At 35.4% G+C, this 16,594-nt stretch carries 14 protein-coding genes; 5 read left to right on the top strand and 9 right to left on the bottom strand.

Features of this window, described 5'->3' with window-relative positions:
* Positions 1-171 precede the first annotated feature (171 nt).
* From ACTYA4_RS01945 to ACTYA4_RS01935, 3 genes are all read left to right on the top strand, one after another.
* Positions 172-2,730 (top strand): glycoside hydrolase family 31 protein, encoded by a 2,559-nt coding sequence (locus tag ACTYA4_RS01945; RefSeq protein ID WP_445505424.1) that lies wholly within the window; start codon positions 172-174, stop codon positions 2,728-2,730.
* 390 nt (positions 2,731-3,120) lie between these two features.
* Positions 3,121-4,896, top strand: a complete 1,776-nt coding sequence (locus tag ACTYA4_RS01940; RefSeq protein WP_445505423.1) for a glycoside hydrolase family 66 protein — start codon at positions 3,121-3,123, stop codon at positions 4,894-4,896.
* 467 nt (positions 4,897-5,363) lie between these two features.
* The gene (locus ACTYA4_RS01935) at positions 5,364-5,498 is read left to right on the top strand and encodes an anti-repressor SinI family protein (RefSeq protein WP_443482613.1); all 135 of its coding nucleotides are present in this window, start codon (positions 5,364-5,366) and stop codon (positions 5,496-5,498) included.
* Between the two features lie 127 nt (positions 5,499-5,625).
* Here ACTYA4_RS01935 and ACTYA4_RS01930 read toward each other — a convergent pair whose 3' ends face one another.
* Positions 5,626-5,850: a helix-turn-helix domain-containing protein gene (locus ACTYA4_RS01930; protein ID WP_443482612.1), complete on the bottom strand. Its 225-nt coding sequence runs from the start codon at positions 5,848-5,850 to the stop codon at positions 5,626-5,628.
* Between the two features lie 185 nt (positions 5,851-6,035).
* Between ACTYA4_RS01930 and ACTYA4_RS01925 the strand changes: the two genes are divergently transcribed.
* Positions 6,036-6,845 carry a glycosyl hydrolase family 28-related protein gene (locus tag ACTYA4_RS01925; RefSeq protein WP_445505422.1) on the top strand — a complete coding sequence of 270 codons (810 nt, stop codon included), beginning with the start codon at positions 6,036-6,038 and terminating at the stop codon, positions 6,843-6,845.
* A 319-nt stretch (positions 6,846-7,164) separates the two neighbouring features.
* Here the strand turns inward: ACTYA4_RS01925 and ACTYA4_RS01920 are convergent, their stop codons facing one another.
* The 8 genes from ACTYA4_RS01920 to ACTYA4_RS01885 all read right to left on the bottom strand — a co-directional run bounded on the left by ACTYA4_RS01920 (position 7,165) and on the right by ACTYA4_RS01885 (position 14,401).
* On the bottom strand, positions 7,165-7,404 hold the full coding sequence (locus tag ACTYA4_RS01920; protein ID WP_443482610.1) for a helix-turn-helix domain-containing protein: 240 nt from the start codon (positions 7,402-7,404) through the stop codon (positions 7,165-7,167).
* Positions 7,405-7,566: 162 nt separating this feature from the next.
* A complete protein-coding gene (locus ACTYA4_RS01915; RefSeq protein ID WP_443482609.1) occupies positions 7,567-9,117 on the bottom strand; it encodes a glycosyl hydrolase family 28-related protein in 1,551 nt (516 codons plus the stop codon).
* 120 nt (positions 9,118-9,237) lie between these two features.
* Positions 9,238-10,410 (bottom strand): nucleotidyltransferase domain-containing protein, encoded by a 1,173-nt coding sequence (locus ACTYA4_RS01910; protein ID WP_443482608.1) that lies wholly within the window; start codon positions 10,408-10,410, stop codon positions 9,238-9,240.
* 18 nt (positions 10,411-10,428) lie between these two features.
* On the bottom strand, positions 10,429-10,884 hold the full coding sequence (locus tag ACTYA4_RS01905) for a lasso peptide biosynthesis B2 protein (protein WP_443482607.1): 456 nt from the start codon (positions 10,882-10,884) through the stop codon (positions 10,429-10,431).
* A 30-nt stretch (positions 10,885-10,914) separates the two neighbouring features.
* Positions 10,915-11,211, bottom strand: coding sequence for a lasso peptide biosynthesis PqqD family chaperone (locus tag ACTYA4_RS01900; protein WP_443482606.1), 297 nt, complete (start codon positions 11,209-11,211; stop codon positions 10,915-10,917).
* A 3-nt stretch (positions 11,212-11,214) separates the two neighbouring features.
* Positions 11,215-12,144: an aldolase gene (locus ACTYA4_RS01895; protein ID WP_445505421.1), complete on the bottom strand. Its 930-nt coding sequence runs from the start codon at positions 12,142-12,144 to the stop codon at positions 11,215-11,217.
* Positions 12,145-12,316: 172 nt separating this feature from the next.
* Entirely contained in the window at positions 12,317-12,442 is a 126-nt protein-coding gene (locus ACTYA4_RS01890; RefSeq protein ID WP_443482664.1) for a paeninodin family lasso peptide, read from the bottom strand.
* A 15-nt stretch (positions 12,443-12,457) separates the two neighbouring features.
* The gene (locus ACTYA4_RS01885; protein WP_443482604.1) at positions 12,458-14,401 is read right to left on the bottom strand and encodes an asparagine synthase-related protein; all 1,944 of its coding nucleotides are present in this window, start codon (positions 14,399-14,401) and stop codon (positions 12,458-12,460) included.
* Positions 14,402-14,673: 272 nt separating this feature from the next.
* Between ACTYA4_RS01885 and ACTYA4_RS01880 the strand changes: the two genes are divergently transcribed.
* A complete protein-coding gene (locus tag ACTYA4_RS01880; protein ID WP_445505420.1) occupies positions 14,674-16,488 on the top strand; it encodes an ABC transporter ATP-binding protein in 1,815 nt (604 codons plus the stop codon).
* The last annotated feature ends 106 nt before the right edge of the window (positions 16,489-16,594 follow it).

Genomic DNA, 16,594 nt, shown 5'->3' with positions numbered 1-16,594 from the left:
TGTTTTCTTTAAAACTGCTATCAACCAATAATGTATGCGGTTTTATTCTATATTTTCCGCTATTTATAAGCCTTCCTTCATATAGATATTTTTGGAAATAAATCTCATTGTAGTTTATTTTGCTGTTTCGTATATTTGCTTCGTAATGCAATTAATTGATGAGGTGAGAAAATGGGTAAAGTGAAACAGAAACAGAAAACACCACTAAAAGTGATAGCAAGTCTTTCACTTGCAGCTGCTGTCAGTTTAACAACGGTAGCCCCAAACGCACTTGCAGCGGTAACACAGCCAGAGCCTGATACACCATTAGTAAAGGAAAATTTAGAAAAGCTAAAAGTTTTGGGAGTAGAAAACCTGCCAAATGGGGTCAAATTTGATTTAGGCACGAATGAAGCCTATATCAAGATTTTTGACAAAGACTTAGTAAAAGTATCCATCCTTAAAAAAGGTGAAAAGGAATTTGAGTCGCAAGGGATTGCGAAAAAAGAAGCAGATTGGAAGACTCCTAGATTTAAAGTACAGGATAAAGATGGCATCATTACCCTAAAAACAGATGATCTAACCGTTGAAATTAAAAAAGAGCCTTTTGGTGTTAAATTCCTCGACAAAGAAGGAAATGTCATTAATGAAGATTATGTAAATCAAGATAAAACATCCGGTTATGAAAATGGAAAACCTTATGTTTTCAAGAAAACAGATACAGATGAAGATTTCTATGGTTTTGGAGAACAATCCGGTTTAGATGTGAATAAACGTGGGGACAGCATTGGATTATGGAATACAGATGCTTATTCTTATACAAAGGATACAAAATATCTTTATACGTCTATTCCATTTTTCATTGGCTTAAAAAATGAAAAGGCATACGGGATTTTCTTTGATAACACGTATCGCTCTTATTATGAAATGGCAAGTGAATCGGATGATTATTATTACTTCTATGCAAACGGCGGGAAGTTAACGTATTACTTTGCCTATGGTCCAGAAGTTGGCGATGTTATTGACCGCTACACAGAGCTGACTGGAAAAATGGATGTTCCGGCAGAATGGACATTAGGATTGCACCAAAGTAAATGGGGCTACACACCAGAGGAAATTCTCAATGTAGCGAAAACGTATCGTGAGAAAAATATTCCACTCGACACGATGCATTTTGATATCGACTATATGGATGAATATCGCGTGTTTACTTGGAACGAGCAATATAAACAAGCGTTGAAACAGTTAGAATCAATGCCAGGCTTCCATTCGATTGCGATTAACGATCCAGCTGTAAAACAAGATGAGAATTACAGCTTGTATCAAGAAGGAACACAAAAAGATTTTTGGGCGAAAAATCCAGATGGCACTCCTTATATTGGTCCTGTTTGGCCTGGAGACTCTGCATTTCCTGACTTCTCGAAACAAGAAGTGCGTGATTGGTGGGCTAAAAACCATAATGTCTTGTTAAACGAGGGAGTTGACGGTATCTGGAACGACATGAATGAGCCTGCAGTCTTCCGTGATGACGATCGCCATGCCCATACAATGCCATTAGATAATTATTTTGGTACAGAGGATAATAAGATTCTTCATACGGAGTACCATAATACATATGGTCATGATGAAGCGGATGCTACGTATCAAGCATTTAAAGTCAATAAACCAGGAACACGTCCATTTGTGTTAACACGTGATATGTATGCAGGTACACAGCGTTATGCTGCATTATGGACAGGTGATAATGTAAGTAACTGGGAACATCTGCAAATGTCACTTCCTATGAATATGAATGTTGGAATGTCTGGCGTTTCTTTTGTCGGAAATGATATCGGAGGCTTTGCTAGTCGTCCAAGTCCAGAATTATTTGCACGTTGGATCGAAGTTGGCGCCTTCCTGCCATTCGCTCGCATTCATTATGATTCAGATGCAAAAGCACCAGTAAAACAAGGGCAAGAACCGTGGGCATTTGGTCCAGAAGTAGAACAAATCAGCAAAAAGTATATCGAAATGCGCTATCAATTGCTGCCATATCTGTATAACGAGTTTAAAGAAGCTGCAGACAGCGGGAAGCCAATACAGCAGCCGCTTGTTTACCAGTTCCAACAGGACGAAAACACACATGATATTAGCGATCAATATATGTTCGGTGATTCAATGATGCTTGCACCAGTAGTGAAAGAAGGACAAACTTCCCGCGAAGTGTATCTTCCGGAAGGCGTAAATTGGACAGACTATTGGACTGGACAAGAATATCAAGGCGGCCAAACGATTACAGTAGACGCACAGCTTGATCATTTGCCAATTTTCGTGAAAAAAGACTCGATTATCCCTACACGTGAAGTGCAGCAATATACAGATGAAAAACCGTTAACAAATCTTGTTCTTGATACGTATGTAGATAAAGAAGTTTCTTACACTTTCTATGAAGATGACGCAGAAACAGAGGATTATAAAAACGGCGAGTTTAACGAAACAGAGTTTAAGGTGAAGAAAAAATACAACTCTATTACATTTAAACAAAAGCAAAAAACGAAGAACTACAGTGATTCTAAACTTGCACAATATACATTAAAGGTAAATAATGTAGAAAAGCCAACTCGCGTTAAAGCTGGCAACACTAAATACACAGAAGTAGCTTCTTTAGAAGAAGCACAAAAACAAACGAATACATTCTTCTATGATACAAATACAAAAACTGTGTACGTAAGCATTCCAGCTGACGAGAAAAAAGAAGTAAAAATTCGTTAAACAAACGTTTGATTAATAGAAAAGCGAAAGCGCCTTGACCAGCCCCGAAGAAAAATGTTCTCTTGTCTCAAAAAGTGTCTTTTACTTTTAGAGACAAGAGGTTATCTTTCACAGGGGCTAGGCGCTGTACCTGGACACCTATCGAACTTCAGAAACTTTATCTTTCTTTTTTCAAATGGCTATGTTAAAGCTAATTGTTAATTTCAGCACGATGTTGATTCTGATTTCAGGCGTGAGACTCCTGCGGGAAAAGCGAGTCAGAGGGAGACCCCACAGGCGCACAGCGCCGAGGAGGCTCCCGGACCGCCCGCGGAAAGCGAACGCCTGAAGCGGAAATCAACAGGCAAGTTAACAGAGCCTTTTAAATATTAACATGTAAGGAGTAAATAAATGTTTTCAAAGAAAAAATTCATCATCATTGCAAGCATTATTTTACTAATAGCAATAGGATTAGGAATCGCCATCACTACAACGAAGAAAATACCAAAACAAGTAAAAAGAAACAAACCCCTGCAGCAGGCAGATTTGATTCAAACGCTGGAAACAGATAAAGCTTTCTATCATCCAAATGATCCTGTTTCATTTTCTCTAAAACTAGCAGATAACGTTGCAAACGGGCGTTTAATCGTCTCTTATTTTCACTTAAATGAAGAGATTGGCCAGCAAGAAATAAAGGTAGATTCGAATGTTGTAAAGTGGACTTGGAATCCGCCGACAGACGATTATAAAGGATATCTTGTTCGTGTAAAATCCGAGGAAGACGAGGAGACCATTGGGGTGGACGTTTCTAGTGATTGGTCCAAATTTCCTCGGTACGGATTTTTATCCAGCTTTCCTGATATGCCTTTAGAGGAGAGAAAGGGTGCCATTTCTTTTTTAAATCGTCATCATATTAATGGGATCCAATTTTATGATTGGCATTATAAGCATCATCAGCCGCTGAAAATGGAAAACAACGAACCAGCGTCCCACTGGGAGGATATCGCAAATCGACCAACTACTTTTGAAACGATCAGGTCCTATCTTGATTTAGCACATAAGCGCAATATGAAAACGATGGCCTATAATCTCTTATATGGCGCATTTGCAGAAGCAGAAAATGATGGCGTCCAAACAGAATGGCGGTTATTTAAAGACCAGCAAAGGAATGCCCAAGATTTCCATCCCCTTCCTGATAACTGGAAAAGCGACGTGTTTTTAGTGAATCCGGGAAATCTTCAGTGGCAAGACTATTTATTTAATCAGCAAAAAATGGTCTATAACGCCCTGCCGTTTGATGGATGGCATATCGATCAGCTTGGTCCACGAGGAAATGTATATGATGCAAATGGCAATACAGTCACCTTAGATGAAACATTTTTGTCTTTTCTTGACCGTGCCAAATCATCAATGCCAGATAAAAGCATCGTCATGAATGCCGTCAATCAATACGGACAAAGGCAAATTGGCAGCACACCCGTTGACTTTTTATACACAGAGGTTTGGGATGACTTCAAATATTATCAAGACTTAAAGCGAATCATTGATGATAATAAGCAATTTTCTTCAGGGAAAAATAGCGTATTAGCTGCCTATATGAATTACAATGCTTCCAATCAACCAGGAGAATTTAACCCTGCTGGCATTCTACTCGCCAACAGTGTGATTTTTGCATCAGGAGGCTCTCACTTAGAGCTTGGGGAGCATATGTTATCGAAGGAATATTTTCCTCATCATAACTTAAATATGAGCCCTGCTTTACAGGAAAGTATGGAAAATTATTATGATTTTTTAGTTGCTTATGAAAACTTGCTGCGAGATGGTGTCGAGGATGCTTCTGTCTCTATTGATGGGGAACATTTCTCAACGGAGCCAGAGTTAGGAAAAATATGGAGTTTTGCTAAACAAAAAGACAGTCAAAAAGTACTTCACCTGATTAATTTTGTTGATGCTGCTAGTTTAGAATGGCGGGATACCGACGGAAATCAGGCAGAACCACAGGAACAAAAAGAACTAGCGATTCAGTTAGAGGAAAGTCGACCTGTTAAAAAAATATGGATGGCCTCTCCAGATAAAGGGCAAAGTGTTCCGATTTCAGTTTCCTTTGAGCAGAAAGATGGCAAGATTTCTTTTACACTGCCAAGTTTGAAGTATTGGGATATGGTGGTGTTGGAATATGGGGAATGACACAATGAACGATACTCGTCTTTTGGACTTAGAGTATCGTTTTTTGTTGTTAGTGAATGAAGAAGAGTCCTATAGCCTGCTATAGATTTAGCGAAAAATAGGTAATTCTGCAGAATAGAGCAGGGATACCCTCGTTATTTTTTCGCGATATAGAGAAATATGGGAATAAAGCGAGATTTGCGAAATTTACAAGTAAAATTCCGCGTTTTTCAAAGAGGGTGCTGCCCTCCAGCTCTTTAGTATAAATTACATATATATCCATAATTATCAAGTAGGATAGAATAGTTCCAAATACTGGTTTTATATAAAGATGTTTCCTTGGTAACGTTTTCCTTCCTGTGAACCAGGTTAATAGTCGTAGTAGTTTATTACTTAATTCCTCTTTTGTAAAAATTTATCTAATATTCACTATTTACTATAAAAAATTTATTATAAAATATTCCTAATACTTTTTTAAGGAGGACTTTATGCTTAATATAATACATACTGAGGAGTTAGGTTTAGACACGGAATGGATGGAACTGATCTTACATGCACATGAAATGGGATTGTCAATAGAGGAGATTAGAGCGTTCCTAAATAAAGAAAAGAACAGAATCTAACAAAGTTTATTTACTTATACTCCTTAATTATATAAATCTTCCTATTTCCAATACATAACTTTCTGTTTGGAGAATCCATAAAGTTTTTAATGTGCATCCTATTTTTTTGTTTTTATCTTATACTTATTTATTCATTTACGTCATTTTCTTTTTTAAATTCTTCACTAATTAGATAATCAACGCTTGTACCCAATATTTTCACTACTTTTTCAAGAAAGTGAATAGATGAGGTGTTTTGGAGACCACGGTCTAAATTGCTTAAATACGTTTTTGATACTCCTGCTTCCTTTGCCAGCCTTGAAATGGAGTATCCTTTTTTTTGTCTTAAATAGCGAATACGTTCTCCAATCATTGTGTATCCTCCTCTTTATCTAGATTCTCTCACCTCTATCAAATTTTTTTCCATAGAAATACAATACTTCCGGGGTGTCACTTGACTAAAAAATTATGCTATTATGCAAAGAGACGGATGTCGACGAAAAGATATAATCTGAAAAAATATTTTGATTTTCTTCTAGAATGAACAGGGGAGATTACATGAAGAAATGTTTAGTTTTTGTGTTATCTACTATTTTTTTAGCACTTGGATTACATATTTCAAATCAAAATGCTTTAGCAGCTGAGAATCCAAGCTTTAAGGTGAAAGATTACGGTGCAAAAGGAAATGGCACTACAAATGATACTAGTGCCATTCTAAAAGCAATAGAGGCTGCCAAAAAAGAAGGTGGCGGAACCGTATACTTTAACAATGGACAATATTTAATAAAAGGTTTTATTGATGTCCCTAAAAAAGTATCCATTAAAGGAGCAGGAAAAGAAAAAGTTACGCTTATCAGAAACGAAGAAACAGTGGAAAGAGTTTTATCTCTTATGGGAAATCAAACGCTAGAGGGTGTTGGTTTTAAATCAAAAATTGGTGTGATGATAAACGGAGATGATGTCACTATTAAAAATGTTAAATTCTCCAGCACTGTACAAGGTATACAAAATTCTAATACCGTTTATCGTCTTATTGTCGATCATTGTCTATTTGATGGCTCCGGCTACGGAATCTTATCTAATATAAATCCGAGCTATGACGTTAAAATTACTAATTCTCGTTTTAGAAATAATACTGCAGATGATATCGAAATTAATGCTCCAAGTAGACGATGGCTAATAGAGAACTGTATTTTTGAACATAATAAAAGTCAATCTGAATGGTCAGGATTTGGTGTTGGTGCAGCGGTAAAAGCAAAAGAAATCACTATTAAGAATAGTAAATTTAAAAATATTGTTGGACAAGGTGTTGCAGAAGTAAGTATTCTGGATTCAACCTTTAAAAATAACGTTCATCATACTTTATAAAGGAGATCCTGAAGCCGACATTACAGTTTTATCAAATGCAAAAGCAACTGTTGATAATTGTACATTTTATCAATCTGATTCAGGATATAGCACTCTAGCAATATTTAATACGGATAAGCCAATTGGTGGTACGGCTATTATTAAAAAATCTAAATTTCATCATAAAAAAGTAGCAAAACAAGTACAAGTGAAGAAGAGTAAATTTATTAATTAATGAAACTGACTGAATAGAAAAAACAAAGGATATGGTGATTTTTGAACCATTTACCTTAAATGGCGATAATAAATATTACTATAATAAAATGGTTTGAATGACTGCCTAATGTTTTTTCTCTTCATCTTGTACGTCCTGTTCTTTCTGAAATTCTTCACTAATCAGATAGTCAACGCTTATCCCTAATACCTTCACTACTTTTTCAAGAAAGTGTATAGATGGGTTGTTTTGGAGACCACGGTCTAAATTGCTTAAATACGTTTTGGATACTCCTGCTTCTCTTGCTAGTCTTGAAATGGAGTATCCTTTTTTTTGTCTTAAATAGCGAATACGTTCTCCGATCATTTTAGTCCTCCTCTTTATATAGATTCTCTCCCCACTATTGATTTTTGAAAAAATATAGTTCGGTATGTATGGTGTATATCATTGTTATTTAAACAATTCTATCTTTTAATAAAATAGCCCTTATAACAAATAAAAAATAAGGGCTATTACCAACCTATCAGCTTATTTTAAAACGGATTCATTTAAAATATAGGTTCCATCTAAATCAATAGTAAAAGGGGTGAAGGTTTCAATCGAACTTGCATTGAATGATAGTTTAATAAATCCATCCTCTAAGATAAGAGAATAATTAGAGAAGACAATGCTCGCTTGGTTTACCAATTTTAAGCTTGCAGTTATATTCCCAGAGGATACTTCAAAATGGAAATATAGATCCACCTTATCCGAACGGCCATATTTTAACATAGATATTTTTATCGATCCTTCTCCATATACAGGTGCTTTTATGATCGGTATTTTATTCAATCCAACGAAAGTCTTATAATCGTTTAGTTTATAATAGGCAGACTTTAATGTAGCTACTTGGTTTTTCACTAAACTATGAGTAAACATGCTGGCAGGATCTAATTTCGTATAACTGACTATTCTGTCAATAAAAGTATCTTTTTTAAAATGTACTAGCGTTGGCGTATCTTTCAAATAAACGGTACCAAAAATACTGGAGGCAGATGCCATTATGCCAATGTTGCAGTTTTCAATAAATGTTCCATCCGCATGGATATATCCTCTTCCGTCTATAAACATAGCTTTATCGAAGCCTTCAATTCGATTATTGGCAAAATTAAAATCTAACGTCCCATTCCCATCATATACACGCCACATTCCATTTCCCGTTTTTACATTATCCAGCTTTTTAAAATGATTTCCTGTTATAATAGGGGATTTTGCATAAAGAGTAGCGGACTTGCTTCTATTTATTACGACACAGCCATCTCCTCGACATCCAGCAAAGACATTTCCTACAACTGTAACATTTTCACTGGCATCCTCGATATGCAGTGCATCTCTTCTACTTTCCTTTATCGTATTCCCAATTACCGTAATGTCTTTGCCTTGAGCTATTCCGACAGCAAACCCAGCAGTAGTGTTGGTTATACCATTCCCGGCTATAATTTCATTGCCAATAATGCGTATGCCGCTTGCTGCAATATCACTATTATTAGGTGTGTTAATTTCAATTGCATCTGCTTTATCTGAAATAATTTTATTGTTAACGAGAGAGAAGTTTCTCCCTTGCGTGGCATTAAGATTTAATAGGTATCCGTATCCATTTTGGGCATGTACGTCGCTGTTGATAAGATGCACATCTGTAGTCTGAGCATGATTCAAAAGGATTCCATGTCCAACGCTGTCTATCTTTGCATCTACAATGGATAAATTATTTACACCAGCTGCAGCAGTAGCTACTGCTTGTACATTTGATGCTGATGATATATTTATGCCTTCTAGCGAAACATTATCACTTGTAATCGGTATATCTTGCGAACTAGCAGCATTTTTGAAAAGAAGAGCGGCGTCTCCTTCCCCTTTTAATTTTACAGAATTAGAAATTGTCAAAGTACCGTTATAATAATACGAGCCTTGTGGAAAGACAATTTTTCTTACTTTAAGCGTGTTGGACGTTGTAATAGCTTGTGTAATTGCTGGCTTATCGTTATTTATTCCATCTCCAACCGCCCCATAATCTTTTACATTGATTAATGAATCGGCCAAAATAAAGCCACCACCTTAATTTATACAGATATATTTCTATTATCAATATATGCAGTGGTGAATGTAAATGAAACTAGCAAGTACCTAAATTAGTGCGAATGGCTACCATACATTTTTTGATTAAATGCTAGTTTTTTTTCGCAAAATCCATAATACCGGCCGAAGTGGAAAGTATAGAAAATGCAGCCCCTTAGGAAGCGGCAGCGTTTCGGCATCTATATGGGTAGGATATAACCGAACGAGTATATACTTCATTTTTTGCATAAATCCAGGTTGAAGTGAAAACGCATAAATTTTCAAATCATCCTCTATAGCTTCTGGAGCAAGGTGATACTTCCCACTATTAGTAATAAAAGATAACGCATGTTTAGTTATTGAACTTACACTCTTGTTATACGAAACGAATCGAAGGTCTTGTTGTTTTGGTGTATTAAATAGTAGAGAAGCTAGCATCACTGCTTGTCCAACCAATAATTGATATTTATTTATTTTAATTAACTGGTTTAGCAGCTTCCAATCGAATTCTTGTCTAGAAATTCGGTCTATATCCTGCAGCCACCGCAGACGAAACCACCCATGTCTTGCTCCATGAGTGATAAGGTATAAGTACATATCCTCATTCCCTAAATAATAGATAGGAAAATCAGTAAGTCTGCTTACTCTTTTCCGCTCCCATAAAGAATGAAAACTTGGTTCCTTATCAGGTGGATTATGCAGCCTCCAGTGCAGTTCAATATTTATTTTTTTTTGTGAATGGGTATAGGAAAAATGGTGGGTTTTCCATTTCCACTCTTTTAATATAATTGGGTATTCGTCACTAATATAACCTTCCATGCGGAGAATCTCATGCGCACTCTCTAAATGCTCAAAAGGTATAAGAATATCCAGATCCTTTGAAGTTCTTAAAGAAATATCTCCATATAAATCCGCGGCTAGAATAGGTCCTTTTAATACAAGTGATGGAATATTCCTTGCTGACAATTGTTTGATGACATGTCCCATTTCTGCACTTAATTGCAGCATTTGAAACGTATTAAATTGGTATTTATTACGCAATGTCTGCAAAACATGGGAAGGAATCCAATCGTTATCCATATTACTTAATTTCTTATAGATGGAAGGATAGACACGGTGGTGGATAGCTAATTGTAAAAATTTATCCCAATCAACTGCTGAATATTGTTCCTTTATACGTGGTATATCTTCTTGTGAATCTACTAATTTTAATAGACTTACTAATAGCTGTAATTCTAGTGTAAATTCAGAAATACGACGTTCCACTTCCACTCCCATAAAGCAGCTCCTTTGTATTTATGTTTCATTAATCTTTGCAAATTTACCTACTACAGTGAACTGATTCATTACATCTGCACCAGTTATATATATATCACCTGTACGCAGCCAGGCATGAGCGATCATTTTTCCGTTGCTATCTTTACCTGTGCCTAAATATAAAGTAGAGTCTATCTTTCTTCTTTCTAGCATTTTCATTCCAGCAATAGCTCTTACGAGACACTTGCTTTCCCAGAAGGTGTGGCGACTGACACTATTTACTGCATTAGAAATTCTTTTTACTTGAAGTAGATCTATATTGGACTGAATATAGGGAGTTTCTGTCATTTGTCTACCTAAAAAAGGCGCCACTTTTGAAAATGGTAGAAAAACAAGAATACGAGCATACCCTAAATATAGAAGAGCTTCTATATACAACAGCTTCACTTTATTATTTAACATCAGATACCTTCTTATCTTTCTACCCATTTTCATATTCCTTTCTCTTAGTAGAATGAAAGTCTGCTAATTGCTTTTCACTTGAACTAAATTTTCCTTCAACATTTGATTTAAAAAGGAAATAACTTGTTCTTCACATTCCTTCTGCTCAATATTAAATTGCGCTTGCAATGTAAGCACTATTTGTGAGACAGTCGTTTCTTGGCTCATTAAGCCCCATACTTTCCCGCCTATTTTTCCTAGGTTATAGTATTTTCCATTGCTTATGCTCATCATCACTGTTTCTCCATCCATGTCGCTGACAATATTCCCTTGACTTTGCGAGACACAACTTTCTAATGAAATGGCAAGCTTTTTTAACATTTTTTACAACTCCTTGTTTATGATTTTTAATATGAGGGGAACTAACTCATTTGCCGTAAATCTGGAAACTGGACGTTCTATTTTATATAAGTTTATATGACTTAACATTTTTGCCGTGCTCATAAAATGCCAATCGATTAAATTTAATCTTTGAATCAAAAAGCTTCTATATGTATGGCGATATAGAATAGGAAATCTTTCCAAATTTTTTATCTGTTTAACCTTAATATCTTCGTTCTCCGTTTTCGCAATTTCAAATATACCAGCAAGGGGCAATGGATTTACGCCAAATCGAGATGGAACAGGAACAGCAAATTTTGTTTCTCTTTCAAATAAAGGCTGATAATGATTGCTTTCCATCCCAAATTGATTTAAGCTTTCTTCCCATAGCTTTTGTTGTGGGTAAGAAGGAAATGCAAGCGGTATTTGATTTTCCGAAAAGGAAACGGCGATCACATCATCACTAAGAAGCGCATAATTCTCTTTTAAAAAAGCAGAAGCCAATGTTGATTTCCCAGCGCCCGATTCGCCAATAAAAGCATATGCTTTACCATTTATCGCAATGCAACTTCCATGCAAGGTAATAATTTTTCTTTGCAGCAATACAGCCCCCATACAAGTACCAAGTATATAGAGCCGGATTTTATCTTCTGCTGATTCCTTGATTGGGGAAACGATGATTTCTTTTCCATCCCGAATGCAAAAAATCGCAGTATCTGGAACTTCAAAAATGACGAAGTTTTCTTTCGCTATTACATGACTTGATGTATCACTTGATACACTTGCCCATAAGTCAGATAAATCTTTTATTGAAATAATTAAATCGAATTGATGCTCATTTTCATTACATAATGGCAGTTCTGGCAGGATTATATCACTCACCATAACTAATCCGAATGCTTTATAAAAACCTTTTCTTGCAGTTCCTATCATCTTTTTTCACCCCAAATGGCAAAGTAAAATGCATCCTATAAATCTTCTGGAGATACTTGCTTAAGTACTCCAGAAGTCTATTATTTTTGTTGATGTATGAACATAATAAGAATGTTATTCTGTTCGCATCATCAAAAATATGTGGCAAGTACTATTTCAATCCGCTAAAAAATCAGCTATGGTGAACCATTTCATCTGGATCTCCTTGGATTAAATCTGGAATAGTTAATCCAGGACCTGCCATAGTCATATTGATATTTAATACTTCCAATACTGGTGTTTCCCATTCTTGTTTCACATGTTTCATTCTGTTTCACCCCCTTTCAATATTTTTTAAGAATCGATAGACAATAAAACTTCTCATTACAGTCTTTAACTCATCCCCATATATCATCTCTTCCTGGGGATCTGCCTCAATTCTTGAAATCGCTTCTTTTATTAAGGATATATTAAAGTATTCAGCCATTTTTTGATCTTCACATAGATAATGCAGCTCTTCTATAAACGATCTCCAATGAGGACGCATTCGATGGATTCCATCGGCTCCTTGTATTCCACGTACTTGTTGATTTAACCGCACTTTATCTGGCAGCAGCCCTTTTGTTGATCTTCGAATAAGAGATCTACCTAACCCATTTTGTACGCATTGCTCTTCTGGAATAGATAAACAAAAACGAACAACTCGCAAATCATTGGTTGGATCACGTTCCCAGATAGAATGTCGAAGTGACATTTTTGTTCCAACTACACCATTAATGTTCCAAGAATAGGATTGTTGAAAGTGATTTTTTCTTTCTTCATATGCATTTCGGATAGCTGCATGATTCCTGTGGATTCCTTGTTCCTCTAATCTATTAAGGATTCTTGTCCTATTTGCAAACTCAGAATTTATTAACAAAGCTGAGTTTCTATCTATATTAGATGGATGTAACCTGCTTAAAAATGGGTATGCTTTTCTCCCTGCTATAGATAATATTTTCGATCTTTTTACGCCGATGCTTCGACTGTATAAAAGCAATTCCTGATAGAGCTGCAGCCATTTCAGCTTTTTTATTAGCAAGGCTTGATAGTCTAATACTGGTCCCCAAGATACTGTCCAATTGCCTCTCGCTCCATTTAATAACACACGTATTCCTTTTTGCTTAGCCTGTTCATATATTCCATTCATCCAAAAAGAATTCTCAAAAAATTTATATGGCATCTCCATTATTTCCAACCAATCATCCACTTCAGATAAAGGACTTTTCCCTTTAAAATCCAAGTAAGTATCATTAATATTGCCTACATACTTTACCGTTGATTCGATGTATGGGCGTTCATCCGCCATTCGATTCCGCGGTGTCCAATCTGTAAAACCATCTTCAGGAATATAGCTAAACGTATGCAACCATTTATTATCCTTTTTTAAGGCGTTAGCAGCAAAACTAACAACGGAACCAGAATCTAATCCTCCGCTTAAATGAGCTCCTACTTCGTATTGAGTTCTTAGTCTGGATGTCACTGCTTTGTCATAAACGTCTCGAAATGCTTCTTCATATTCTTTATTAGACTTTAGTTTTAATACTTCTCCTTCCGGTAATGTACAATATTGTGAAAAGGTTATTTTGCCTTCTTTTACTGAAATAGTGTGAGCTGGTGGAATCTGTTCAATATGTTTATATACTGTTGAAAAAGGGTCTGTTGTTTCCACTCTATCTGGTATAACTAAAAATTCAGCAAGCCATTGTTCATTCAGTTCTTTCTCAATATAAGGCAAAGAAAATAATGGCTCCATGATCGTGCTGAAAGCAAATCTCTGATTATTGCGATAATAATAGAGTGTTCGGTTTCCAGAAAAGTCTCTTGCTCCAAATAGAAGCTGCTCTCTCTTATCCCATATGATAAAAGCAAAATCTCCGATTAAATACTTAGGCGCCTCTTTTCCCCATTTTTTGTATGCTAATATTATTAATTCACTATCTTTCATCGTTTTTTTCTCTGTATTGCACACTTGCAGCATGTCAAATAGTTCTGCACGATTATCAATAATTGCATCGGCGTTTATGACTATTTCAGATGCAGAATCATAACAGGGGATTTGTTCACCAATAGATTCAGGTGTGATCCACTGGGAATGACAACCTAGAAAAATGCGATCATCATTCCAAGTGTGCATGTCATCAGCAGGATATTTTTGTAATGATTTCATCATAGTAAATCCCTGTTCGATGGATATAGGTTCCTGATTTTGGTGAAGAATACCTATAATTGCGCTCATTGCATCCACCTTTCTCCTCATGATTGTCCGCTTCAAAATCGTTCTTTATTAAGAATAATATTACAAGCAGCGTTCTTTGATGTCAACTATAATATTCCAATTACTTTTGCTTTCAATATAAAAAAAGCTATTAAATAAGCAAAAATATACTTATTTTTTATTTCGTTAAATTTATTTATCATGATTTATTACTTAGGTTTACTTTTCCCTTAACGTTCTTTATAATGAACCAATAGAGAAAATTTTACTATTTTATTTTCTGGAGTGATGTAATGGATAATTATACTCAGGTTCCACATTTATTAAAACTTAAAACTAAACTACTTCCTAAGAGGAAAACTTCCTCATTACTTAAACCCTATATTTTAAAACATTGGAAAATATATCTTTCTTTAATGTTCTCTATTATTCTTGATATATTTATTACCATTATCTTCGCTTGGTTTTTAGGTGAAATTACGAATGCAGCTATCAACAGTGAATTACAGAAAATTAAGCAATTAATTCCATTAGGAGCTGTCATTGTTTTCGTTAATCTGTCAAATACTTTTTTTAATACGTATCTAGATTCAAAGGCAACAAATGCTATAAAAAATGATCTTAGAGAGGATTTATTAAGCCATCTATTACGTCTGCCAGTAAATAAAACAGCTGGCTTTCAAACTGGTGAATTATTAGCTCATTTTACGAATGATATTAATAGCATTGATGCTATGATTGGCAAGAATCTATTTAATTTCGTCAAATTGCCTTTAATGTCTATTACGGTTTTTATTTACTTATTTCATCTTAGCTGGCAGCTTTCTATCATCAGTATTTGTATAGCCCCTATTGCTCTAGTTAGCGGGGTATTATTTGGTATGATATTACGTAAGAACAGCCGAAAAATTCATCAAATAATTGGAAAAATGAATAATCAACTGAGTGATATTTTCCAAGGAACTAATGTTGTACGATCTTTTCTATTAGAAAAGATTTTATCTAAGAAATATACTAGCCAAAATAAAAAACTATATTCTCTGGAACTTTCCAATGGAAAAATGCGCGGTTTGTATAATGCTGGAGGAAACGGAATTGGATTAATAGCTTATTTAATCAGCCTTAGCTTTGGCGCTGTTTTTATTTCTAAAGGAACACTTACTGTCGGAGCTTTATTGACTTTTGTTAATCTTATCAATCATCTTGTGTACCCTTTAAATGGCCTTGCTGGCCAATGGGCCGCTTTCCAACGATCTGCCGCAGCAGTTGAAAGACTTTCTGTTGTGTTTAAACATGCAACAGAAACAAATAACTTCCCAATATTTACTCCAAAGAAACCATTAAAAAGGGAAATTGTCTTTCAAAATATTACTTTTGGCTATGATCCGAATCATGTTATTTTAAAAGACTTTAACCTAGAAATCCCAGCTGGGAAAACGATAGGTATTGTAGGGGTGAGCGGTACAGGAAAAACTACATTATTTCAATTGCTGCTAGGATTTTATAAAGTGAATAATGGAAACATTTTTCTAGATGGCGTTTCAATTAAAGACTTATCTCCTTCTGATTTAAGAAGTTATATCGCCTACGTACCACAGGAAACCTATCTTTTTAATGGAACGATAAAAGAAAATCTAATGTACTCTAACCCTAACACTACAGAAAATAAAATAGTCAAAGCTGCCAAATTAGCAGAAATTCACGACTTTATAGAATCTTTGCCGCATGGATATGATACAGAAATTGGTGAAAGAGGAGCAAAATTGTCTGGAGGGCAAAAACAACGGTTGGCTATAGCTCGAGGAATACTAAAAGAGGCTCCTATTATCTTAATGGATGAGTCCACCGCTTCGCTCGACAGTGAAACAGAATACAAAATAAAACATGCACTAGAAAAGTTAAAAGGCAATAGAACTACCATTATTATCGCTCATCGCTTATCTACTATTAAACAAGCAGACAAAATTATTGTGATGAATAACGGGAAAATTGTCCAGTCCGGAAAACATGAGGAATTAATAAAACAAGGTGGAGTTTATAAAGATTTATATTTTAAACAGGGGGATACTGTAGAAGAGAAGGAAGCTGCATTATCAATGATCGATTAGTAATCGCTGCTGTAAAAAAGGGGACCATTGCAATGGCTCGTTACCAAATTTAATGGCATATTAAAAAAGCCTCTTGTAAGTTTGTTGGAACAAACATTACAAGAGG

This window comes from Niallia yueguangensis (assembly GCF_052663115.1).
This window is presented reverse-complemented; position numbering and strand designations above follow the sequence as displayed.